This is a genomic window from Mycobacterium sp. 852002-51971_SCH5477799-a (assembly GCF_001667145.1).
Classification (GTDB): domain Bacteria; phylum Actinomycetota; class Actinomycetes; order Mycobacteriales; family Mycobacteriaceae; genus Mycobacterium.
Window position 1 is genome coordinate 1 of sequence record NZ_LZIF01000083.1, and the last position, 23,082, is coordinate 23,082.

General features: G+C 68.7%; 23 protein-coding genes and 1 pseudogene. 7 read left to right on the plus strand and 17 right to left on the minus strand.

All coding sequences use genetic code 11. The features are described from left to right. Positions 1-544, minus strand: a pseudogene (locus tag A5753_RS10320) (protein translocase subunit SecD); the annotation flags it as partial. Between the two features lie 101 nt (positions 545-645). After that, a complete protein-coding gene (gene yajC / locus A5753_RS10325) occupies positions 646-972 on the minus strand; it encodes a preprotein translocase subunit YajC (protein ID WP_067126701.1) in 327 nt (108 codons plus the stop codon). 201 nt (positions 973-1,173) lie between these two features. On the opposite strand from yajC, the gene gabT reads away from it, so the two are divergent. Together gabT and car are read left to right on the plus strand one after the other, a co-directional pair. Beyond that, entirely contained in the window at positions 1,174-2,514 is a 1,341-nt protein-coding gene (gabT, locus tag A5753_RS10330) for a 4-aminobutyrate--2-oxoglutarate transaminase (RefSeq protein ID WP_067126704.1), read from the plus strand. A gap of 152 nt (positions 2,515-2,666) precedes the next feature. Continuing rightward, on the plus strand, positions 2,667-6,179 hold the full coding sequence (gene car / locus A5753_RS10335; RefSeq protein WP_067126707.1) for a carboxylic acid reductase: 3,513 nt from the start codon (positions 2,667-2,669) through the stop codon (positions 6,177-6,179). Between the two features lie 62 nt (positions 6,180-6,241). Here the strand turns inward: car and A5753_RS10340 are convergent, their stop codons facing one another. From A5753_RS10340 to ruvC, 6 genes are all read right to left on the minus strand, one after another. Next, positions 6,242-6,934, minus strand: coding sequence for a hypothetical protein (locus A5753_RS10340; RefSeq protein ID WP_067126710.1), 693 nt, complete (start codon positions 6,932-6,934; stop codon positions 6,242-6,244). 131 nt (positions 6,935-7,065) lie between these two features. Beyond that, positions 7,066-7,449, minus strand: a complete 384-nt coding sequence (locus A5753_RS10345; protein WP_067126713.1) for a DUF1304 domain-containing protein — start codon at positions 7,447-7,449, stop codon at positions 7,066-7,068. 153 nt (positions 7,450-7,602) lie between these two features. Continuing rightward, on the minus strand, positions 7,603-8,325 hold the full coding sequence (locus tag A5753_RS10350; protein WP_067126716.1) for a hypothetical protein: 723 nt from the start codon (positions 8,323-8,325) through the stop codon (positions 7,603-7,605). A gap of 244 nt (positions 8,326-8,569) precedes the next feature. Further along, positions 8,570-9,616: a Holliday junction branch migration DNA helicase RuvB gene (ruvB, locus tag A5753_RS10355; RefSeq protein ID WP_067126719.1), complete on the minus strand. Its 1,047-nt coding sequence runs from the start codon at positions 9,614-9,616 to the stop codon at positions 8,570-8,572. Next, positions 9,613-10,215: a Holliday junction branch migration protein RuvA gene (ruvA, locus tag A5753_RS10360; protein WP_067126721.1), complete on the minus strand. Its 603-nt coding sequence runs from the start codon at positions 10,213-10,215 to the stop codon at positions 9,613-9,615. The genes ruvB and ruvA overlap by 4 nt, the downstream gene beginning before the upstream one ends. After that, positions 10,212-10,778, minus strand: a complete 567-nt coding sequence (gene ruvC / locus A5753_RS10365; protein ID WP_067126724.1) for a crossover junction endodeoxyribonuclease RuvC — start codon at positions 10,776-10,778, stop codon at positions 10,212-10,214. The genes ruvA and ruvC overlap by 4 nt, the downstream gene beginning before the upstream one ends. 180 nt (positions 10,779-10,958) lie before the next feature. Between ruvC and A5753_RS10370 the strand changes: the two genes are divergently transcribed. From A5753_RS10370 to A5753_RS10390, 5 genes are read left to right on the plus strand one after another with little or no spacing between them, the layout of a single operon-like run. Next, positions 10,959-11,570 carry a DUF4178 domain-containing protein gene (locus A5753_RS10370; protein WP_067126727.1) on the plus strand — a complete coding sequence of 204 codons (612 nt, stop codon included), beginning with the start codon at positions 10,959-10,961 and terminating at the stop codon, positions 11,568-11,570. A 17-nt stretch (positions 11,571-11,587) separates the two neighbouring features. Continuing rightward, complete coding sequence (locus A5753_RS10375) at positions 11,588-12,100, plus strand: DUF2617 family protein (protein ID WP_067126731.1); 513 nt, start codon at positions 11,588-11,590, stop codon at positions 12,098-12,100. Next, positions 12,097-12,528 (plus strand): DUF4247 domain-containing protein, encoded by a 432-nt coding sequence (locus tag A5753_RS10380; RefSeq protein ID WP_067127249.1) that lies wholly within the window; start codon positions 12,097-12,099, stop codon positions 12,526-12,528. The genes A5753_RS10375 and A5753_RS10380 overlap by 4 nt, the downstream gene beginning before the upstream one ends. A 17-nt stretch (positions 12,529-12,545) precedes the next feature. Next, a complete protein-coding gene (locus tag A5753_RS10385) occupies positions 12,546-13,001 on the plus strand; it encodes a DUF350 domain-containing protein (RefSeq protein WP_067127252.1) in 456 nt (151 codons plus the stop codon). Next, entirely contained in the window at positions 12,998-14,566 is a 1,569-nt protein-coding gene (locus A5753_RS10390; protein WP_067126734.1) for a polyamine aminopropyltransferase, read from the plus strand. The genes A5753_RS10385 and A5753_RS10390 overlap by 4 nt, the downstream gene beginning before the upstream one ends. Positions 14,567-14,658: 92 nt before the next feature. Here the strand turns inward: A5753_RS10390 and A5753_RS10395 are convergent, their stop codons facing one another. The 9 genes from A5753_RS10395 to pgsA all read right to left on the minus strand — a co-directional run bounded on the left by A5753_RS10395 (position 14,659) and on the right by pgsA (position 23,053). Next, on the minus strand, positions 14,659-15,414 hold the full coding sequence (locus A5753_RS10395; protein ID WP_067126737.1) for a YebC/PmpR family DNA-binding transcriptional regulator: 756 nt from the start codon (positions 15,412-15,414) through the stop codon (positions 14,659-14,661). Between the two features lie 44 nt (positions 15,415-15,458). After that, entirely contained in the window at positions 15,459-16,817 is a 1,359-nt protein-coding gene (locus tag A5753_RS10400) for an AarF/ABC1/UbiB kinase family protein (RefSeq protein WP_067126741.1), read from the minus strand. A 41-nt stretch (positions 16,818-16,858) separates the two neighbouring features. After that, entirely contained in the window at positions 16,859-17,449 is a 591-nt protein-coding gene (gene pdxT, locus A5753_RS10405) for a pyridoxal 5'-phosphate synthase glutaminase subunit PdxT (protein WP_067126744.1), read from the minus strand. Beyond that, complete coding sequence (gene tesB / locus A5753_RS10410) at positions 17,446-18,291, minus strand: acyl-CoA thioesterase II (protein WP_067126747.1); 846 nt, start codon at positions 18,289-18,291, stop codon at positions 17,446-17,448. The genes pdxT and tesB overlap by 4 nt, the downstream gene beginning before the upstream one ends. A 9-nt stretch (positions 18,292-18,300) precedes the next feature. Then, positions 18,301-19,206, minus strand: a complete 906-nt coding sequence (gene pdxS / locus A5753_RS10415) for a pyridoxal 5'-phosphate synthase lyase subunit PdxS (protein ID WP_067126751.1) — start codon at positions 19,204-19,206, stop codon at positions 18,301-18,303. Positions 19,207-19,276: 70 nt separating this feature from the next. Next, positions 19,277-20,311, minus strand: coding sequence for an NUDIX domain-containing protein (locus A5753_RS10420; protein ID WP_067126754.1), 1,035 nt, complete (start codon positions 20,309-20,311; stop codon positions 19,277-19,279). Further along, a complete protein-coding gene (locus A5753_RS10425; RefSeq protein WP_067126757.1) occupies positions 20,311-21,435 on the minus strand; it encodes a glycosyltransferase family 4 protein in 1,125 nt (374 codons plus the stop codon). Before A5753_RS10425 ends, A5753_RS10420 begins: the two co-directional genes overlap by 1 nt. Beyond that, positions 21,435-22,415: a phosphatidylinositol mannoside acyltransferase gene (locus A5753_RS10430; protein ID WP_082971264.1), complete on the minus strand. Its 981-nt coding sequence runs from the start codon at positions 22,413-22,415 to the stop codon at positions 21,435-21,437. The genes A5753_RS10425 and A5753_RS10430 overlap by 1 nt, the downstream gene beginning before the upstream one ends. Beyond that, positions 22,412-23,053: a phosphatidylinositol phosphate synthase gene (gene pgsA, locus A5753_RS10435; protein ID WP_067126760.1), complete on the minus strand. Its 642-nt coding sequence runs from the start codon at positions 23,051-23,053 to the stop codon at positions 22,412-22,414. The genes A5753_RS10430 and pgsA overlap by 4 nt, the downstream gene beginning before the upstream one ends. Positions 23,054-23,082 lie beyond the last annotated feature (29 nt).

Consider the following 23,082-nt stretch of genomic DNA (forward strand, 5'->3'; position numbering starts at 1 on the left):
GATAGGGCCGGGGCTGGGCACCCGGGTGCGCGGGCGCGGGTTGAGCGGGGGCCGGCTGACCGGGCGCGGGCTGAGCGGGAGCGGGTTGCCCCGGAGCCGGTTGACCGGGCGCGGGCTGGCCGCCCGCGGGCCGGCGCGCCGGCGGCTTGGGCTCTGCGCTCTGGGCCGGCATCGAGTTGAGCACGGGCCGGATGTAGAGGCGGGCGGTCTGACCCAGGTTGCGGGCCTCGTTGCCGTCGTTCCCGGGGACGGTGATGATCAAGTTGTCGCCGTCGACGACGACCTCCGAGCCGGAGACACCGAGCCCATTGACTCGGGCACCGATGATCTGCTGGGCCTGCGCCAACGCCTCACGGCTGGGCTTCGAGCCGTCCGGAGTGCGCGCGGTCAAGGTGACGCGGGTGCCGCCCTGGAGGTCGATGCCGAGCTTGGGAGCGGCCCGCTTGTCCCCGGTCAGAAACACCAGCAGGTAGACCCCGACGAGCAGTAACAAGAAGATCGACAGGTAGCGGGCAGGGTGCACCGGCGCCGAAGACGATGCCACGTTCCTTCTATCTCCTTGAAATCGGTTACTTACCCCGGACAGAGCCTACGTGGCCCTCACTTGCCCGTTGTGCAAGCGGTCCGCCGGGTGGGGAATCCGCGTCAGGAATCCTTGGTGATCGAGCCCTCCTCGGCGGAGCCGTCGCCGTCGGCCAGGTCTTCGTCGTCGTCGGGCAGGATCCGGTCGCGGATCGCCAGCTTCATCCAGGTGGTCACCACGCCGGGTGAGATCTCGAGGTCGACGGTGTCGTCGGTGATCTCGACGACGGTGGCCTGCAGGCCCGACGTGGTGTGCACCCGGTCGCCCGGACGCAACGACTCGTGCAGGTCGATGGTGGCCTGCATCGCACGCTTCTGGCGGCGCGATGCCAAGTACATGAACCCGCCCATGATGAGCAGGAACGGCAGGAACAGGATCAAGCTCTGCATGGACGCGCCTGTCTTTCGTCGTGAATATCGGGACCAACGGTGCCGCGAGCATCGCGCACCTCGTAACGGTCCAGTGTGCCCGTTCAGTCTGGCAGGCCACCTGCGGCGACCGTCCGCCACGGTGCACCGAGTGCCCGCCGGCGTCAAGCTCGATAGGCTTTTGACGCGACGTGACCCGCGCGCCGCGGGGAGGAGTTATGTGTGGCCAGCCTCGAGCAGACTCGCCAGCTCGTCACCGAGATCCCCGGTCCGGCATCGCTGGAACTGACCAAGCGCCGCGCGGCGGCGGTGTCGCACGCGGTGAACGTCTCGACGCCGGTATTCGTGGCGCGTGCCGGCGGCGGCATCATCGAGGACGTCGACGGCAACCGGCTGATCGACCTCGGATCCGGGATCGCCGTAACGACCATCGGCAACTCGTCGCCCCGAGTGGTCGAAGCGGTCCGCGCGCAGGTGGCCGAGTTCACCCACACGTGCTTCATGGTGACGCCGTATGAGTCCTACGTCGCCGTCGCGGAGACGCTGAACCGAATCACGCCGGGCTCCGGTGAGAAGCGCTCCGTGCTGTTCAACTCCGGCGCGGAGGCGGTCGAGAACGCCGTCAAGGTCGCACGCGCCTACACCCGCAAGCCCGCCGTCGTGGCGTTCAACCACGCCTACCACGGCCGCACCAACCTGACCATGGCGCTGACCGCCAAGTCGATGCCATACAAGGGCGGCTTCGGCCCGTTCGCGCCGGAGGTATACCGCGCGCCCCTGTCCTACCCCTATCGCGACGGCCTGGTCGACAAGGAACTGGCCACCGACGGGGAGAAGGCCGCCGCGCGCACCATCAGGGTCATCGACGGCCAGATCGGTGCCGACAACCTGGCCGCCCTCGTCATCGAGCCCATCCAGGGCGAGGGCGGGTTCATCGTTCCGGCCGAGGGATTTCTGCCCGCCCTGCTGGACTGGTGCCACGACAACGACGTGGTGTTCATCGCCGACGAGGTGCAAACGGGATTCGCGCGCTCCGGCGCCATGTTCGCGTGTGAGCACGAGGGCATCGAGCCCGACCTGATCTGCACCGCGAAGGCCATCGCCGACGGACTGCCGCTGTCGGCGGTCACCGGCCGGGCACAGATCATGGACGCGCCGCATGTCGGCGGTTTGGGCGGCACCTTCGGCGGAAATCCTCTGGCGTGTGCGGCCGCGCTGGCCACCATCGAGACGATCGAGAATGACGGATTGATCGATCGGGCCCGGCAGTTGGAACGTCTGATCACCGAACCACTGCTGCGCCTGCAGACCGGCGACGACCGGATCGGCGACGTGCGTGGTCGGGGCGCCATGATCGCCATCGAATTGGTGAAATCGGGAACCGCTGAGCCAGACAAGGACTTGGCCCAGAGGCTGTCCGTCGCGGCGGCCGCCGCCGGAGTGATCGTCCTGACCTGCGGCATGTACGGCAACATCATCCGGCTGCTGCCCCCGCTGACCATCAGCGACGAACTGCTGGCCGAGGGCATCGACGTCCTCGGGGCGCTGCTGGGCGACCTGTAAGACCTGAAAAAGCCCCGGCTCCACGTGGGCAATCTCACAAACACCACGAATGTTGGATCATGGTGGAATACCGTTACTTTAGCTAACGTTCTATGGGTCAGCGCGGACAGCGCGAATTGACTCGCTAACTTTCATTTGCAAGGGATCTGTTTATGTCGACCGCTATTCATGACGAACAACTCGACCGTCGCGTCGAAGAACTCATTGCCAACGACCCCCAGTTCGCCGCCACCCGACCGGACCCCGCGGTCACCGCGGCCACCGAACAACCCGGGCTGCGGCTGCACCAGATCATTCGGACCGTGCTGGACGGCTACGCCGACCGGCCGGCGCTGGCGCAGCGCGGCGTCGAGTTCGTCAAGGACGCCAAGACCGGACGCACGTCGGCCGAGCTGCTCCCCCGCTTCGAGACCATCACGTATGGCGAACTGGGCGAACGGGTTTCGGCGCTCGGCCGGGCCTGGCTCAGTGACTCGGTGAGCCCCGGCGACCGCGTCTGCGTGTTGGGCTTCAACAGCGTCGACTACGCCACCGTCGACATGGCGCTGGCCACCATCGGAGCCGTGTCGGTGCCGCTGCAGACCAGCGCGGCGATCACGTCGCTGCAGCCGATCGTGGCCGAGACCGAGCCCAGCTTGATCGCGTCGAGCGTCAACCAGCTGACCGACGCCGTGGAGCTGATCCTGGCCGGCGACCACGTGCCCGGCAAGCTCGTCGTGTTCGACTACCACCCCGAGGTTGACGACCAGCGCGAGGCCGTGGACGGCGCCGTGGCGCGGCTGGCCGGCACCGACGTGGTCGTCGAGGCGCTCGCCGACGTGCTGCGCCGCGGCAAGGACCTACCGGCCGCCGTCGAGCCGGAGACCGACGAGGACTCGCTGGCGCTGCTCATCTACACCTCCGGTAGCACCGGCGCGCCCAAGGGCGCGATGTACCCGCAGAGCAACGTCGGCAAGATGTGGCGCCGCGGCAGCAAGAACTGGTTCGGCGAGAGCGCCGCATCGATCACCCTCAACTTCATGCCCATGAGCCACGTCATGGGACGCGGAATCCTTTACGGCACCTTGGGCAATGGCGGCACCGCCTACTTCGCGGCCCGCAGCGACCTGTCCACCCTGCTCGAGGACCTCGAGCTGGTGCGCCCCACCGAGCTGAATTTCGTCCCGCGCATCTGGGAGACGCTGTACGGCGAATTCCAACGCCAGGTCGAGCGTCGTCTGGCCGACGGCGCGGACCGCGACGTGGTCGAGGCCGCGGTTCTGGACGAACAGCGCCAGTACCTGCTGGGCGGGCGGTTCATCTTCGCGATGACGGGCTCCGCACCCACCTCACCGGAATTGAAGAAGTGGGCCGAGTCGCTGCTGCAGATGCACCTGATGGACGGCTACGGCTCGACCGAGGCCGGAATGGTGTTGTTCGACGGGGAGATTCAGCGTCCGCCGGTGATCGACTACAAGCTGGTCGACGTTCCGGATCTGGGTTATTTCAGCACCGACCGCCCGCATCCGCGCGGTGAGCTGTTGCTGCGGACCGAGAACATGTTCCCCGGCTACTACAAGCGGGCCGAAACGACTGCCAACGTCTTCGACGACGACGGCTACTACCGGACCGGTGACGTGTTCGCCGAGATCGGTCCGGACCGGCTGGTGTACGTCGACCGCCGCAACAACGTGCTGAAGCTCGCGCAGGGCGAGTTCGTGACGCTGGCCAAACTGGAAGCGGTGTTCGGCAACAGCCCGCTGATCCGCCAGATCTACGTCTACGGCAACAGCTCTCAGCCCTACCTGCTGGCCGTCGTGGTGCCGACTCAAGAGGCGTTGGCGGACAACGACATCGAGTCGCTCAAGCCGAAGATCGCCGACTCGCTGCAGAAGGTCGCCAAGGAGACCGGCCTGCAATCCTACGAGGTGCCGCGCGACTTCATCATCGAGACGGCCCCGTTCACGCTGGAAAACGGTCTGCTGACCGGGATCCGCAAGCTGGCGTGGCCGAAGTTGAAGCAGCACTACGGCGAACGGCTCGAGCAGATCTACGCCGACCTGGCCGCAGGGCAGGCCAACGAGCTGGCCGAGCTGCGCCGCAGCGGCGCCGACGCGCCGGTGCTGCAGACCGTGAGCCGGGCCGCGGCCGCCATGCTGGGGGCCGCGACCAGCGACCTGTCCCCCGACGCCCACTTCACCGATCTGGGTGGAGACTCGTTGTCGGCGTTGACCTTCGGCAACCTGCTGCGCGAGATCTTCGATGTCGACGTCCCGGTGGGTGTCATCGTCAGCCCGGCCAACGACCTGGCGGCCATCGCCGCCTACATCGAGGCCGAGCTGCAGGGCTCCAAGCGGCCGACGTTCGCCGCCGTGCACGGGCGTGGCGCCACCACGGTGCACGCCAGTGATCTCACGCTGGACAAGTTCATCGACGAGGCGACCCTGGCCGCCGCGCCGAGCCTGCCGAAGCCGGCGACCGAGGTGCGCACTGTGCTGCTGACCGGTGCGACCGGATTCCTGGGCCGCTACCTGGCACTGGATTGGCTCGAGCGGATGGACATGGTCGGCGGCAAGGTCATCGCCCTGGTGCGCGGCAAGTCTGATGAGGAGGCGCGGGCCCGGCTGGACAAGACCTTCGACAGCGGCGACCCGAAACTGCTGGCGCACTACCAGAAGCTGGCCGCCGACCACCTCGAGGTGATCGCGGGCGACAAGGGTGAGGCCAACCTCGGCCTGGACCCGCAGACCTGGCAGCGGCTGGCCGATGAGGTCGACGCGATCGTCGACCCGGCGGCGCTGGTGAACCACGTGTTGCCCTACAGCGAGCTGTTCGGGCCCAACGCTTTGGGCACCGCGGAGCTGATCCGGATTGCGTTGACGTCGAAGCAAAAGCCCTACACGTACGTGTCGACGATCGGTGTGGGCGACCAGATCAAGCCGGGCACGTTCGTCGAGAACGCCGACATCCGGCAGATCAGCGCCACCCGCGAGATCAACGACAACTACGCCAACGGCTACGGCAACAGCAAGTGGGCCGGCGAGGTGCTACTGCGTGAGGCACACGACCTGTGCGGGCTGCCCGCCACGGTGTTCCGCTGCGACATGATCCTGGCCGACACCACCTATGCCGGACAGCTCAACCTGCCGGACATGTTCACCCGCCTGATGCTGAGCCTGGTCGCCACCGGTATCGCGCCCGGTTCGTTCTACGAGCTCGACGCCGACGGCAACCGGCAGCGGGCACACTACGACGGTCTGCCGGTCGAGTTCATCGCCGCGGCGATCTCGACGCTGGGAACGCAGATCACCGACAGCGACACCGGCTTCCAGACCTACCACGTGATGAACCCGTACGACGACGGCATCGGCCTGGACGAGTACATCGACTGGCTGGTCGAGGCCGGCTATTCGATCGAGCGCATCGCCGACTACTCCGAATGGCTGCGGCGGTTCGAGACCTCGCTGCGGGCCCTGCCGGATCGGCAGCGTCAGTACTCGCTGCTGCCGCTGTTGCACAACTACCAGAAGCCGGAAAAGCCGATCAACGGCTCGATGGCACCCACCGATGTATTCCGTGCGGCGGTGCAGGAAGCGAAGATCGGTCCCGACAAAGACATTCCGCACGTGTCGACACCGGTCATCGTCAAGTACATCACCAACCTGCAATTGCTCGGACTGCTCTGAGGTAGGCCAAACAGCAAGCCGCCCAGCCCTTTTAGGGCTGGGCGGCTTGTCTGTGCGCAAGTCTATTGTTGCGGGTGCGGCCAGCGCAGGTACGCGGCGTTGCCACCGGCCCCCGCACCGGCGCGGTTACGACGCCATCCCCGCTTGGGCTGGGCGTCGGCCGCGTATCGCGGCTTGGTCAGCGCACCCGAAGAGACCTCGGCCGGCTCGTCGTAAGTCGACTCCCGGTACGGATCAACGGTCGGCGCCGCGGCGCGTTCACCGGCCACCGGATGCACGTCGCGCGCCAGGCGCGCGGCGGTGCGGGCCAGCGCAACACCGCCCAGGAAGACGATCAGCGTGCCCAGCCCCGAGAAATACGTAACCTCGAGCACCGCGCGCTTGCGATCGCTCGCGGCGATCGGGTCACCGGCCGAGCCGATTCCCAGCAGAGGGGCGACCTGACCGCCCACGACGAACCAGACACCGGCCAGCACGGCCAGCCAACCGCCCAATGCGGCGGCGACACGGTTTCCGGCGACGATCAGCAACAGGCCGCCCACTACGGCCGCCGCGCCCGGGGCGACCTCGAGCCAGCCGCGGGCCGTGCTCCATGCCCAGTCCCGGTCCGGTGTGTAGGCGAAATTGAAGTGCGGGCCAACAAACGGTATTAACGCCCCCCACGCTCCCAAGATGACCAGGAGCAATCCGCTGACCGCGCCGCGCGAGCGCGGCATACTCAGCCCGCGGGTGTGGCCGTCTTCTGCGTATTTCATGACATCCCCTCGTTGAATACCGGGTCGGTTTCCGGCCTGGGGTGGTTACCCAGCGCCTTTCACTACTAACCCATAAGGGAAGCGAAAGCGACCGCCAGCCGTGGCTGTTGAGGCTGATGGGACTGGTGTTACTACTGAAGGCCGAGCACCAGGAGCACGATGGCGATCGCCGGAAGCGAGCCCTGCGTCGCGGCGGCGCGCGCCTTGTCGCGGTCGGACGCGACCAGAACCAACGCGGCCGCAGCCATCGATCCGACGCCGGCGAAGACGAGCGACGCTCCGATACCTTTGTGCCCCAAGGCAACCGCGATGATGCCCACACCGGTGACGACGACCAAAAAGAGGTTGTAGAACCCTTGGTTGAAGGCGAGCAGCTTGGTGGTTTCGGCTTCGGCCTCGGTGGTGGCGAACGTGGCGCGGGTGCGCGGCGAGGTCCAGGTCAACGATTCCATCACAAATATGTAGACGTGCAGCAACGCCGCCAGTGCGGCGAACACCAAGGCGGTGGCGATCATCGTCCCTCCTCGCTGGTTGGGGACCGCGACGCGGCCAGATACCGCATGTCTGGGCGCCGGTGAACTTTACCGAGCGGCGCTCACCCCGGCCAGCCTGACGCGAACAGGCACCGGTAGCCGCGGCTACCGGTGCCTTCGCCTGGATTTAATGCGTCAGGCGCCCGCGTGATGGTGCCGGTGGAACAGGCCCCCACCATCGGTGCGCCGATGGAACAGGCCACCCTCGCCGGAGCGCCGACGGAACAGGCCACCACCGGTGCGCCCGCGGTCCGCTGGCTCGTCGGCCAAGGCGTTGGTTTGTGCTCCCGCCGGGACGCGACCCTCGTCGTACATAACCGGTTCGGCCGCGGGCACGGTTTCGCCCGCCACCGGCGCCGGCTCGGTCGCGACGACGTCTCGCGCGTGGCGAACGGCCAGCCGCGCAACAGCGGCCCCGCCCAGGAACACGATCAGGGCGCCCAGGCCGGTGAAGTAGGTGACCTCGAGCAGGGCTCGCTTCAGGTCCGTCGAAGCCATCGGTTGACCGAGGTCTCCGATGCCGAGTGTCGACGCGAACGCGCGGCCCACCACGAACCAGGCGCCACCGGCGACCGCCAGCCAGCCGCCGAGCACCGCGCTGGCCCGGTTACCGGACATCAGCACCAGCAAGCCGCCCACCGCGGCCGCCACCCCGGGGAGCACCTCCAGCCAGCCTTTGGCCGTGGTCCACGTCCAGGCCGGATCGGCCATATACGCCCAGTTGACATTGGGCCCGAAGAAGGGCACCAACGCACCCCACGCACCCAGAAGTATCAGGAGTAACCCGGTTAGCGCGCCGCGGGTACGTGGCATGTACAGCGCGCGGGGGCGACCGTAGTCTCGGCTCGTGGTCCTCATCGGAACCTCCTTCAGACAGGTATGACTGCTGTGGGGCTGGTTACCCTACGGTGTTGGGGTGTAACCGCTCACGCGGTGCCCAGGCGTTTGCTGAGGCCGCTGGGGTGAGGCGCGGCCGGCGCGCCCGAGGCCGTGCGATGGACGGCGCGGGCGGGTCTGAGCTGGCCAAACCCCGGGGCGGACGCGCCTCGGGCCCGGGCTCGGCGCAAAGGTCACGATTTGGCCGCGAATTGTTCGGGCGTCGCTAGTCGAACAGGCCGGCCTGGCCGAAGCCGGTCACCCCGGCCGGCGGGGTCATGCCGAGATGTGTCCAGGCCTGGGCGGTGGCCACCCGGCCTCGCGGCGTGCGCGCGACCATGCCGGCGCGCACCAGGAACGGCTCGCAGACCTCCTCGACGGTGGCGGCCTCCTCGCCCACTGCCACCGCCAGCGTCGACACCCCGACCGGTCCGCCCCCGAAGCTGCGGGTCAGGGCCGAAAGCACCGCCCGGTCCAGCCGGTCCAGGCCCAGCTCGTCGACGTCGTAGACGGCCAGCGCGGCCTTGGCGACATCGCGGGTGATCACACCGTCTGCGCGCACCTCGGCGAAGTCGCGAACCCGGCGCAACAACCGGTTGGCGATCCGCGGTGTTCCGCGCGAGCGCCGGGCGATCTCCTCGGCCGCGTCGCCGCCGAGTTCGATGCCCAGGATCCCGGCGGAGCGCGCCAGCACCCGCTCCAGCTCGGAGGGCTCGTAGAAGTCCATATGCGCGGTGAAACCGAACCGATCGCGCAGCGGGCCGGTCAGCGCGCCGGACCGGGTGGTCGCGCCGACCAGGGTGAACGGCGCCAACTCCAGCGGAATCGACGTAGCCCCGGGACCCTTGCCGACCACCACGTCGACCCGGAAGTCCTCCATGGCCAGGTACAGCATCTCCTCGGCGGGCCGGGCGATGCGGTGGATCTCGTCGATGAACAGCACGTCGTGTTCGACCAGGTTGGACAGCATCGCCGCCAGGTCACCGGCGCGTTCCAACGCGGGCCCCGACGTCATCCGCAGCGAGGACCCGAGCTCGGCCGCGATGATCATCGCCAGTGACGTCTTGCCCAGCCCCGGCGGACCGGACAACAGGATGTGATCCGGTGTGCTGCCGCGGTTTTTGGCGCCTTCGAGGACGAGCTGCAGTTGCTCGCGCACCCGCGGCTGGCCGATGAACTCGCGCAGCGAGCGCGGACGCAGGCTGACGTCGACGTCGCCCTCACCCACGGTCAGTGCCGGGGAAACCTCTCGTTCCTCGTAGTCGTCCGTCATCGGGACTTACCCAGCATCGACAGGGCGGCGCGCAGGGCGGCCGTCGTGCTGGCGTCGTGGTCGGTGGCCAGCACCTTGTCGGTGGCCTCCTCGGCCTGCTTGACGGCGAAACCGAGTCCGACCAGCGCCTCCACCACCGGCCCGCGTATCGCGTGGCCGTTGAGGCCCGCGGCGGGCGACGCTCCTCCGGCCGCGAAGCCGGCGCCGACCTTGTCGCGCAATTCCAGGACCATCCGTTCGGCGCTGCGCTTGCCGATTCCGGGCACCCGGGTCAGCGCGGTGACGTCGCCGTCGTGCAGCGCTTGGCGCAGCGCCCCGGCGTCGTGTACGGCCAGGGTCGCCATCGCGAGCCGCGGCCCGACCCCCGACACCGACAGCAGCGTCAAGAACAGATCGCGGGTGTCGGTGTCGGTGAAGCCGTACAGCGTCATCGAGTCCTCGCGGACGATCATCGCGATGATCAGCCGCGCCTCGGTCCCGGTCCGCAACGTGGACAGCGTCGACGGGGTCGCGTTCACCCGGTAGCCGACGCCGGCGGCCTCGATCACCACGTGATCGAGCGCCACCTCGAGAACCTCGCCGCGCACCGAGGCGATCATCGCGCGGCCTTCAGCTTGGCATCCAAGGTGGCCTTGTATTTTCGCCGCTGCTCGGCGGCCATCGCCTCCGCCGCGGCCATCCGGGCGATCATCGGCGCGCGCCAGCAATGGCAAATCGCCAACGCCAGCGCGTCGGCGGCGTCGGCCGGTGTCGGTTTGGCTTGCAGCGCAAGGATTCTGGTGACCATGGCGGTGACTTGGAGCTTATCGGCCGCGCCGTTGCCGGTGACCGCGGCCTTGACCTCGCTGGGGGTGTGGAAGTGCACGTCGATGCCGCGTCTGGCCGCGGCCAGCGCGACGACGCCGCCGGCCTGGGCGGTGCCCATCACCGTCGACACGTTGAGTTGGGAGAACACCCGCTCGATCGCCACGACGTCCGGTTGGTGGGTGGCCAGCCAGTGCTCGACGGCATCGCTGATCGTCAGCAGCCGCTCGGCGAGCGGCGCGTCCGAGGGCGTGCGCACCACGTCGACATCGAGCGCGACGACCGTGCGCCCCCGCCCGGTTTCGACGACCGACAGACCACATCGGGTCAGGCCGGGATCGACGCCCATCACCCGCATTCCCGCTCCCACCTAGTAGAACAGCTGTTCGATACCCTAGCGGCCGGCGCCGACGCGCGCGGGCGCGACACGCGGCGGCGCGGCCGATTCCAGCGGCGACGTTACGTCGCCGATTCCGCCGAAAAGCTGTTAGCTTTAGCCCCACGTTCGCTCGAGCAACGTGGCAACGGAGGGGTTGGCGTGGGATCTCTGCTGGTCATGATCGCCGTGGTGCTCTTCATCGCATCCATCGTGGTGCTGGTGGTGGCTTTGCGACGACCCAAGCAGCCGGCCCAGCGAGGCGGGCGCCAGGACCCGCTCTCCTCCGACGCGATGCCGCAGTTCGGTCCGCGTCAACTGGGCCCCGGCGCCATCGTCAGCTACAGCGGCATCGACTACATCGTGCGCGGTTCGGTCACCTACCGCGAAGGACCTTTCGTGTGGTGGGAGCACCTGCTGGAGGGCGGCGACCAGCCGCTCTGGTTCAGCGTCGAGGAGGACGACGGACGCCTGGAGCTGGCGATGTGGGTCAAGCGCAAGGACATATCACTGCGGCCCGGCGACCAATACGTCGTCGACGGCGTCACGTTCCATGAGTCCGAGCGCGGGCGCGCCTCCTACACGACCGAAGGCACCACCGGCCTGCCGGCCGGCGGCGAGATGGAGTTCGTCGACTGCACCAACGCCGACGAGTCGGCGCTGCTCTCGTTCGAGCGCTGGGCCCCGGACATGCCCTGGGAGGTATCGACGGGCAAGTCCGTCTCGCCGGGCGAGATCACCGTGTATTCGGCACCCCCACCCAGCTCGGCGTAGGGCACGAGGTCAGGTCGGTGCCCCTTCATCAACTCGCCGTGACTCCGGCCGACGTATCCGGGGAAAGGCTGGGACTCGCGCTCAACGAGCCGGTGCCCGCGCCGCTGGCCAGCTGCCGCCTGGACCACCCCGCCGGTGGCGCCACGCTGTTGCTGGGCGTGCTCGGCGCGTCACATGTCGTCGCGGTCGAGCACGCCGGCGGCCGGTTTTCCGAGGAAATCTCTTGCACGGCACGCAATCTCGGGGCCGACCTGCCCGAGCGCACCGACGCGCCCGGCTACAGTCTGCAGTCGCGTACCGACGCCCACGACGAGGCGAGCTTTCGCCGGCTCGCGCAGGACCTGCGCGGCCGTTGCGCGCGCCGGGCGGGCTGGCTCGGCGGCACCTTTCCCGGTGATGACGCCGCACTGACCGTGCTGGCCGCCGAACCCGACGGCGCCGGCTGGCGCTGGCAGACCTGGCACCTCTATCCCGGACGTCTGACGGGTGGCGGCACGGTGGTTCGCACGGCCAGCCGGTGGCACCCGTGAGCCGCAACCGCCTGTTCGTGATCGCCGGAGTGCTGGGCGCAGCCGCCGTGGCGTGCCTGATCTTCGGAATCATCCTGCTACAGAAGAACATTGCGTCGTACGTGGCCGGCCACTATCACGAGTACGCCCGCGACGCGAACGGGACCCGCTACCAGTGCACCGGTTCGCTCGAACAGGTCGCCGACACGTTGGCCGACTACGCCCAACCCGACGCGCGAGCCGACAACGGCAAGACCGAGTACCTGCGCTACAGCAACAACATCGTGATCGTCGGCCCCGACGGCGGTTATGAGTGCAGCATCCGCGTCGAACCGCTGAGCGCCGGATACAGCCACGGCGCCTTCATCTTCCTGGGCCCCGGATTTTCCCCCGGATCCCCGTCGGGCGGCGCCGGAGGCACTCCCGGCGGCCCCGGCGGAATCAAGTGAACGCAAAGGAGAGCACCATGTACCTTGCCGTCGAGATCGGCACCGTCGACCTCAATCCCGTGCTGAAAGGCGCGGTCGCCACGATTCTGTACTTCGTCGTCGGCATGGCCGTGCTTCTCATCGGGTTCTACGCGGTCGACGTGCTGACCCCGGGGAAGTTGCGCCAGCTGGTGTTCATCGACCGCCGCCCCAACGCCGTGGTGGTCGCGGGCGCGATGTACGTCGCCCTGACCGTCGTCATCATCACCGCCATCGCCAACAGCTACAGCCAGCTGGGCCAGGGACTCCTGGGCGTGGCGGTGTACGGGCTGATGGGCGTGATCCTGCTGGGGATAGCGCTGCTGACGATGCACCTGCTGATTCCGGGCAGCTTCCACGAACACATCGACGAGCCGGAGCTGCATCCGGGATCGTTCGCCGTGGCGCTGATACTGCTCGCGGTGGGAGGGGTGACCGCCGCGGCGGTGTCATGAGCGCTGTCGATGTGCGGCCGCCCGAGGCGGCGCCGTCCGCGGGGCCCTCGGGTCGATGGCGGGCGCTGCTGCTGGCCGCGGTGGCCGCGTGCGCGGCCTGCGGCATCATCTACGAACTCGCGCTGCTGACGCTCTCAGCCAGTCTGGATGGCGGCGGGATCGTCGCCACCTCCCTGATCGTCGCGGGCTACATCGCCGCGCTGGGCGTGGGCGCCCTGCTGGTCAAACCCTTGCTGGCGCACGCCGCGATCACCTTCATCGCCGTCGAGGCGCTGCTGGGCATCATCGGTGGCCTGTCGGCGGCCGCGCTGTACGTGGTGTTCGCGTTCGTGGACGGGTCGACGTGGGTGCTCGCGCTGAGCACGGCGCTCATCGGTGGTCTGGTGGGTGCCGAGGTGCCGCTGCTGATGACGCTGCTGCAAGGTGGCCGGACAGCCGGTGCGGCCGATGCCGGGCGGACGCTGGCCAACCTCAACGCCGCCGACTACCTGGGCGCGCTGCTGGGCGGCCTGGTCTGGCCGTTCCTGTTGCTGCCGCAGTTGGGGATGATCCGCGGTGCGGCCGCCACCGGCATGATCAACCTGGCGGCCGCCGCGGTCGTAGCGATTTTCCTGTTGCGCCAAGTGGTTTCGACGCGGCAGCTGGTGCTGGCGATCTGCGCGCTGGCCGCCGCCGTCGCGCTACTCGCCACCCTCCTGCTGCGTTCGGGCGACATCGAAACAACAAGCAGGCAAAGGCTTTACGCCGACCCGATCATCGTCTACCGGCACACGGCCTATCAAGAGATCGTGGTGACCCGCCGCGGCAACGACACCCGGCTGTATCTCAACGGCGGGCTGCAGTTCTCCACCCGAGACGAATACCGCTACACCGAGAGCCTCGTCTATCCCGCCCTCGGCAACGGCGCCCATTCGGTGCTGGTGCTCGGCGGCGGAGACGGCCTGGCGGCGCGCGAATTGCTGCGCCAGCCAGGCATTTCCAGGATCGTGCAGGTCGAGCTCGACCCCGCGGTGATCGACGTCGCGCGCACCACGCTGCGAGTGGCCAATGGCGGCTCGCTGGACAACCCCCGGGTGTCCGTGCTGACCGAGGACGCGATGAACTGGTTGCGCGGGCCGAACGTGGACCGCTTCGACGCGGTGATCGTCGACCTTCCCGACCCCGACACACCCGTGCTGGGCCGGCTGTACTCCGCGGAGTTCTACGCGCTGGTCGCCCGCGCGCTCGCGCCCGGTGGCCTGATGGTGGTGCAGGCGGGCAGTCCCTTCTCCACGCCGACGGCGTATTGGCGCACGGTATCGACGATCCTTGCGGCCGGCTATGCGGTCACGCCGTATCACGTGCACGTGCCCACGTTCGGCGACTGGGGATTCGCCCTGGCGCAGCGCGCCGGCGTCGCACCCGCACCGAAGGTGCCCACCAATGCGCCGCCGCTGCGTTACCTCAACCAGCAGGTGCTCGACGCCGCGGGCGTCTTCTCCGGCGACATCGGGCCGCGGCCGGTGGAGCCGTCGACCCTGGACAATCCGCGCATCGTCGAGGACATGCGGCACGGGTACGAGTAGTTTCTGGCAGTTGCCTTGGTCACGCCGAGCGTGCACTGATGGCGAAAAATCGGCCTGAATCTCGCCCTGAGTGCACGCTCGGCGAAAGCGAACTATTCCTCGTCGAGGGCGGCCAGCACCTCGTCGGACAGGTCAACGTTGGTCCAGACGTTCTGCACGTCGTCGCTGTCCTCCAGCGCATCGACCAGCTTGAACACCTTCCGCGCTCCCTCGACGTCGACTGGCACGCTGACCGAGGGCTGGAAGCTCGCCTCGGCCGATTCGTAGTCGATGCCGGCGTCCTGCAACGCCGTGCGCACCGCGACGAGGTCCGTCGGTTCGGAGATGACCTCGAAGCTCTCACCGAGGTCGTTGACGTCCTCGGCGCCGGCTTCGAGCACGGCGGTCAGCACGTCGTCCTCGGTCAGGCCGTTCTTCTCCAGGGTGACGACGCCCTTGCGGGTGAACAGGTAGGACACCGAGCCGGGGTCGGCCATGTTGCCACCGTTGCGGGTCACCGCCACCCGGACCTCGCCGGCCGCCCGGTTGCGGTTGTCGGTGAGGCACTCGATCAAGACCGCCACGCCGTTCGGTCCGTAGCCCTCGTACATGATGGTCTGGTAGTCGGCGCCGCCGGCTTCCTCGCCCGCGCCGCGCTTGCGGGCACGCTCGATGTTGTCATTGGGCACCGAGGTCTTCTTCGCCTTCTGGATGGCGTCGTACAGCGTCGGGTTGCCCGCCTGGTCCCCCCCGCCGGTACGGGCGGCGACCTCAATGTTCTTGATCAGCCGGGCGAACTCCTTGCCGCGGCGTGCGTCCTTGACGGCCTTCTGGTGTTTGGTGGTGGCCCACTTGGAATGGCCGCTCATCGGTGTGTTCTACCTCTTCTGTTACGTAAAGTTCGCCGACGAGTCTACGTGGACGCCGGCGGGACACCGCCAGGCGGGAAGAATCCCGGCACCCATCGCTCGATCAGTTCGGCGTACGCCGTCGTGGCGTCGAGTTGCACGGCCACGCCCAGCAAGCCGCCGAGGGTGCGCAGCAACATCACGTAGCCGGGCGGGATGGTCATCTGCCGGGCCATCTTGAACCGGTCGCCGAATCCGTCGGCCAGCGGATCGGTGGTGACCAACGCCGACTTGCGAAACCATTTGCGGGTGAAGTGAAACTCGCCGGACCGCAGCGGGTCGATGTAGGGCCACAACGGCTGCAGGTACTCCACCAGCTGTTCGGCGGTCAGTTCGTAGCCGGCCGGCATGAACCCGAGCTCCTTCAGCAGCCGGATCACTTCGTCCCATTGTTCATCGCGCGCCCGGCACAGCAGCTCGCCGAAGCCGGCCGGGATCCCACCGGGATGCTCGGCGACGGCACCGAAGTCGATGACACCCAGCCGACCATCGGCCAGCAGCATGAAGTTGCCCGGGTGTGGATCGGCGTGCACGAGGCCGACCCGCGCGGGCGCGCTGAGGGTGAACTCGATCAACAACCCGGCCACGGAATCGCGCTCGGCCTTGGTCCCCTCGGCGATGACCGTGGACAGACGCCGACCGTCCACCCACTCCGAAACCATGACCTTCGGCGCGCTGGCAACCACGGCCGGCACCGCGAACTTCGGATCGCCGGCGAAGGCCAGGGCGAAGGCGCGCTGATTCTCGGCCTCCCGGCGATAGTCCAATTCGGCTTCCAAGGTGTCGTTGATCTCGGCCACCAGCCGGTCCACGTCGGCGCCCGGTACGACCTGCTTGGCGATCCAGCTGAACCGTTGGATCAGTTTGAGATCCGCGCGCAACGCCTCGTCGGCGCCCGGATATTGGATCTTGACGGCGACCTCGCGCCCGTCCCTCCACACGCCCTTGTGCACCTGCCCGATGCTCGCCGCAGCGACGGCGATGTCGTCGAAGGATTGGAAACGGTCCCGCCACTTGATGCCCAGCTGGGCGTCCAGCACCCGGTGCACCTTGGCCGCGGGCAGCGGCGGGGCCTCGCTCTGCAACTTGACCAGGGTCTCGCGGAATGGTTCGGCGAATTGCGGCGGTATCGCGGCCTCCATCACCGACAGCGCCTGTCCGACCTTCATGGCGCCGCCCTTGAGCTCGCCGAGCACCTTGAACATTTCGTCGGCGGCCTTCTCCAAAAGCGCGGCGTTGACCTCGTCCTTGGATTGGCCCGTCATCCGCTTACCGACGCCCAGGGCCGCGCGGCCGGCCACCCCGGCCGGCAAGCTCGCCAACTTCGCGGCGCGGCGCAGGCCTCCCCGTCTGATGTCTGCCATGGGCACATCATGCCCGGTCGGCCCCGGATTTGGGTCGATCGTCAGCCAGTGACGAGGTCGACGAACAGGTGGTGGATGCGCCGGTCGCCGGTCATCTCGGGGTGAAACGCCGTGGCCAGCTTTCGGCCCTGCTTCACCGCGACGACGTGGCCGGCCGCGCTGGCCAGCGCCTCGACGTCGTCACCGGCGCGCTCGACCCAGGGGGCGCGGATGAATACCGCGCGCACCGGATCGCTCAGCCCCGCGAACGGGATGTCACCCTCGAACGAATCGACCTGTCGCCCAAAAGCGTTGCGCCGCACCGTCATATCGATCGCACGCAGCGGCAGTGCCGCACGCCCGCCCGCGCCGGCGTCGAGGATCTCGCTGGCCAGCAGGATCATCCCGGCGCAGGCGCCGTAGGCGGGCAGCCCGTCGGCGAGCAGGCCGCGCAAGGGCTCCAGCAGGTCGAGGTCGAGCAGCAGGTGGCTCATGGTGGTCGATTCCCCGCCGGGGATGACCAGACCGTCGACCGATTCGAGCTCGCTGCGCCGGCGCACCGGCATCGACTCGGCTCCCGCCTCGCGCAGGGCCGCCAGGTGCTCGCGGGTGTCGCCCTGCAGCGCCAGGACCCCGATCCGCGGCGCGCTCACTGGTTGGTCGGCTGGTACCCGCGCTTGAAGCGGGTCAGCCCCTCCTGCATGACCGCCGCGACCATCTCACCGGATTGGGTGAAGATCTTGCCCTGGCACAGCGAGCGGCCGCCGCTGGCCGACGGCGAGCTCTGGTCGTAGAGCAGCCACTCGTCGGCCCGGAACGCCCGCATGAACCACATGGCGTGGTCCAGCGACGCCACCTGTAGGTGCTCGCGCACGTCGAGGTGGTTGACCTGCGCCGATCCCAGCAGCGTCAGGTCGCTCATGTAGGCCAGCGCGCAGATGTGCAGCACCGGGTCGTCGGGCAGCGGGTCACGGTGGCGGAACCACACCTGCTGTTGGGAGGCCTTGCCCGGCGAGAGCCGCAGCTTTTCTCGGGGCACGATGCAGACGTCCCACTCCTCGAACTGCTTGAATCCGGCGTCGTCGAACACCTTGATCGAGTCCAGGCCGGGCAGGCCGTCCGGCGGCGCGGCGGCGGGCATGACGTCCTGGTGGTGGATGCCCTCCTGGTCGGTCTGGAAGGACGCCCCCATGCTGAAGATGATTTCGCCGTGCTGGATGGCGTTGACGCGCCGGGTGGCGAACGACCCGCCGTCGCGGGTGCGTTCGACGATGAACACCGTGGGCTCGTTGGCGTCGCCTGGCCGCAGGAAGTAACCGTGCAGCGAGTGGACCTGGTAGTGGGGGTCCACGGTGCGAACCGCCGAGACGAGCGACTGCCCGGCCACGTGACCGCCGAACGTGCGCTGGAAATAGCCCGACTCCGGGCTGAAAACCCGACCACGGTAGATGTTGACCTCGAGTTGCTCGAGATCAAGGATCTCTTCGATCGCCACGGACTGTTTTTACCAGCCGCGTTCGGCCAGCCGGTGGGGCTCCGCGATCTGCTCGACGTTGATGCCGACCATCGCCTCGCCCAGCCCGCGCGACACCTTGGCGAGCACGTCGGGGTCGTCGTAGAAGGTGGTGGCCTTGACTATCGCGGCCGCGCGCGCGGCGGGATCGCCGGACTTGAAGATCCCGGAACCCACGAACACGCCCTCGGCGCCGAGCTGCATCATCATCGCCGCATCGGCCGGGGTGGCGATGCCGCCCGCGGTGAACAGCGTGACCGGCAGCTTGCCCGCCCGGGCCACCTCCACGACCAGGTCGTGGGGTGCTTGCAATTCCTTTGCGGCGACGTATAACTCGTCTTCCGACAACGACGTCAGGCGGCGGATCTCGCCACCGATCGCCCGCATGTGCGTGGTGGCGTTGGAGACGTCACCGGTGCCGGCTTCGCCCTTGGAGCGGATCATGGCCGCGCCCTCGCTGATGCGGCGCAGCGCCTCACCGAGGTTGGTCGCCCCACACACGAACGGCACGGTGAACTTCCACTTGTCGATGTGATGGGTGTAGTCCGCGGGGGTGAGCACCTCGGACTCGTCGACGTAGTCCACGCCCAGGCTCTGCAGGATCTGCGCCTCGACGAAGTGGCCGATGCGCGCCTTGGCCATCACCGGGATGGTCACCGCGGCGATGATGCCCTCGATCATGTCGGGGTCGCTCATCCGCGACACGCCGCCCTGCGCGCGGATGTCGGCGGGCACCCGTTCCAGCGCCATGACGGCGACGGCGCCGGCGGCCTCGGCGATCTTGGCCTGCTCGGGGGTGACGACGTCCATGATGACGCCGCCCTTGAGCATCTCGGCCATGCCGCGTTTGACGCGCGCCGTTCCGGTTCGCCCGTTGCTCGGGTGGGCGGTACTCACTGCATGATCTCCTTCAACCGTTGTCGACCCAGTCTAATGAGGCGCTTTGGCCCCCGTTGACCCCGCGGAGTCAACGGATGGGCAGCAACGGCCCGGGGGCGCGGCCGCTGGCGAGCGCGGCCGCGTCGGTGAGCAGTCCGGATAGTTGCTTGGGGTACACCGTCTCCCCCGCCGCGACCAGCGCGGCGATGTCGGCAGCGTCACACCAGCGGTGGCCGTGGATGTAGCTGCGTTCCAGTTCGGTTCGGCCCGTGCGCGACGGCTCGAATCGGTGGGTTCGGTAGACGAAGTAGAACTCCTCGCTGTCGATCAGCGAGCCGTTGAACTCGAAGACCTCGTCGCGGCGCCACACCGGCCCGACCATTTCCGCCGGCGCGACACGCAGACCGGTTTCCTCGGCCAGCTCGCGCGCGGCGGCCTCGGCCAGCCGCTCCCCTTGCTGCACTTCGCCGCCCACCGTGAACCACCACTTCGGCGCGTGCTGGGCAGCCAGTGCGGGATCGGACCCGCACAGCAGCAGCACCGCACCGGTGTCGTCGAGCAGCACGACGCGCGCCGAGGTGCGGTGGTTGAGGACGCCGTCAAAGCCCAAGGCGCCGTGGGCCAGCGCGTGGGGCCGCTCAACGATCTCGAAATAGCTGGGCAGCGCGGCGGTCCCGCCGAGGTGGAACAGCCGCACCAGGGGCCGTTCGGCCAGGGCCAGGGTGTCACGGACCGCGTCGTTGTGAAAGCGGCGGGCCAGCACCACCCGGGCCTCGGCATCGGCCAGCTCGGCGATCAGACCGGCCGGCAGCGATGCCGGATCGACGCCGGCCAGCGCGGCCGACAGCTCGTTCTCGGCGTGTTCCCGAGCGGGCCGCGGCGCCCCCTCGGCGACGTCGGCCAGCGCCGCCAGCCGCCGCCCTTCGGGCGCCCCGCCGTAGGCGTCGATGGCGACGGCGCGCGACACCACCGCGCGCCTGCCCAGCGCACCGTCGAGCGCCTGCCAGGACAGGTCGTAGCGGACGTGGAGCCGGTCCAGCCGGTTGGCGGTGCGGTAGGCCCAGGCGCCGACGATTGCCAGCACCGCGATGAAGACCGCGACGGCGACGATCAGCCATGTCATCAACTGGCCACCTCAACCTTGGCGCCTGTCGCGGCGACCGTTTCGTACACCCGCATGATCTGGCTGGCCACCACCGACCAGTCGTAGCGCTGGACGGCCGCCGCACCGGCCGTCACGTAGCGTTCCCGCAGCACATCATCCTCCAGCACCGCGATCAGCGCATCGGCAAGCGCGTCGCCGTCGCCGACGGGCACCAGGCATCCGACGTCGCCGCTGGCCAGCACGCGACGGAAGGCGTCCAGGTCACTCGCCACCACCGGGGTGCCGGCGGCCAGCGCCTCGACCAGGACGATGCCGAAACTCTCCCCGCCGAGGTTGGGCGCGCAATACACGTCGGCGCTGCGCATGGCCGAAGCCTTCCCGGCGTCGTCGACCTGGCCGAGGAAACGGACATGCTCCACCAATTCGCCTGCCTGGGCGCGCAATTGGTCTTCGTCACCGCGCCCGACGACCAGCAGCTGCACGTCGGGGAATCGCTCTACCACCGTCGGCAGCGCATCGAGCAGCACCGACATGCCCTTGCGCGGCTCGCCGTAGCGGCCCAGGAACAGCACCGTCTTGCCGGGGCGCGGGTAGCCGCCCAGATGCGGGGCCGAGGCGAACGAGGCGACGTCGACGCCGTTGGGAATCTCCACCGCGTCGGTGCCCAGCGCCTCCATCTGCCAGCGCCGGGCCAGATCGGAGACCGCGATCCGGCCGACGATCTTCTCGTGCATCGGGCGCAGGATGCCCTGAAACACCGTCAGCGTCAGCGATTTGGTGGTCGACGTGTGAAACGTGGCGACGATCGGGCCCTCGGCGATGTTGAGGGCCAACATGGACAGGCTCGGCGCGTTGGGCTCGTGCAGGTGCAGCACGTCGAAATCGCCTTCGGCGAGCCACTTTTTCACCTTGCGGTGGGTGGCCGGCCCGAACCGCAGCCGGGCCACCGACCCGTTGTAGGGAATCGGGACGGCCTTGCCCGCCGAGACGACGTAGTCGGGCAGTTCGGCGTGCGGCGAGGCCGGTGCGAGCACGCTGACGTCGTGCCCCCGGGCGCGCATCACCTCGGCCAGCTGCAGGACGTGCGACTGCACCCCGCCCGGAACGTCGAACGAGTAGGGACAGATCATCCCGATCCGCATCAGGTTTCCTTCAGCCGCGCCTGTTTGGCCTCGGGGAGGTCGGCCAGCCACTGCGGCTGCATCATGTGCCAGTCCTGGGGGCAGGCGGCGATGTTCTTCTCGAACTGATCGGCCATCGCCTGGGTGATGACGCTGACGTCGCCGCTGGTGCAATCCAGCGGCGGGCCGATAAAGACGCCCCAGCCTCGGTCCTCGAACCAGCAGTGGGCCGGCAGCAGGGCCGCCCCGGTCGCGATGGCCAGTTTCGCCGGGCCGGCCGGCAGCCGGGTGGGCTCACCGAAGAAGTCGACCTGCACGCCGGTGCGGGTGAGGTCGCGTTCGGCCATCAGGCACACCACGCGGTTGGCCCGCAGCCGATCGCACAACACGTCGAACGGCGGCCGTTCTCCCCCGGACAGGGGCAGCACCTCGAAGCCGAGGCCTTCACGGTAGGCAATGAAGCGCCGGTACAGCGATTCGGGTTTGAGGCGCTCGGCGACGGTGGTGAAGGTGCCGTGTGTCTGCGCCAGCCATACCCCGGCCATGTCCCAATTGCCGCTGTGCGGCAAGGCGATCACCGCGCCGCGGCCGCTGTTCAGCGCCGCTTCGATGTTGCCTGACCCGAGGACCGAGTCGTGGAGTTCGCGGCCCAGCTTGACCAGGTCCATGCCCGGCAGGCGGAACGCCTCGCGCCAGTAGCGGGCATAGGAGGCCAGTGAGGCCCGCATCAGCGAGTCGGGCACGTCCTCGGGCGGCACCCCGATGACGCGAGCCAGGTTCTTGCGCAGCTGGTCGGGGCCGCCGCCGCGGGCGGCATAACGCGCCCCGGCCTCAAAGGCGTTGCGCGCGGCGAACTCCGGCATCGCACGTACCGCCATCCAGCCCGACGCGTACGCCCAGTCGGCGCTCACCCCGCCCGTGACACGGCCCACCACGCCGCTTGCCAACCGGCGCAGGGGTTGTGCCCCAATCATTTTCATGCCCGGCGGAGTGGGGATCATGGCTCGCTCACCAGCCGGTCGGTCGCGCCCGGCGAGGTGCGCACCGCATGCAGCCGCTGCGCGCAGGTAAGGAGGCTGGCCACCGCCAGCACCCACATCGCCACGGGCAGCGCGGGCGGCCACGCGACGAACGGAAAGTCGGACACGCCCGCGCCGGCGAGCACGATGATGAGCCGTTCCGGCCGTTCGATCAACCCGCCGTCGCCGCGCAGTCCGCTGGCTTCGGCACGGGCCTTGATGTAGGAGATCACCTGCGATGTGACCAGGCAGATCAGCGTGGCGACCGCCAACAGCTTGTCGTGCAGCCCGAAGGCGATCCACCACAGCAGCCCGCAGAACACCGCGCCGTCGCTGAGCCGGTCACAGGTGGCGTCCAGCACGGCGCCGAACCGAGTGCCGCCGCCGCGTTCCCGGGCCATCGCCCCGTCGAGCATGTCGAAGAGGACGAAGAACCAGACCACGCACGCCCCGGCGAACAGCTTGCCCATCGGGAACAGCGTCAGCGCCCCCGCCACCGCAACGATGGTCCCCAGGATGGTGACGACGTCGGGGGTCAATCCCACCCGCAAGGCCGCCCGTGCGGTCGGAGTGGTCAGCCGCGCGAACGCCGCCCGCGACAGGAACGGCACCTTGCTCATCTGCGCCGCTCTCCCCCGCAAGCGCGTGG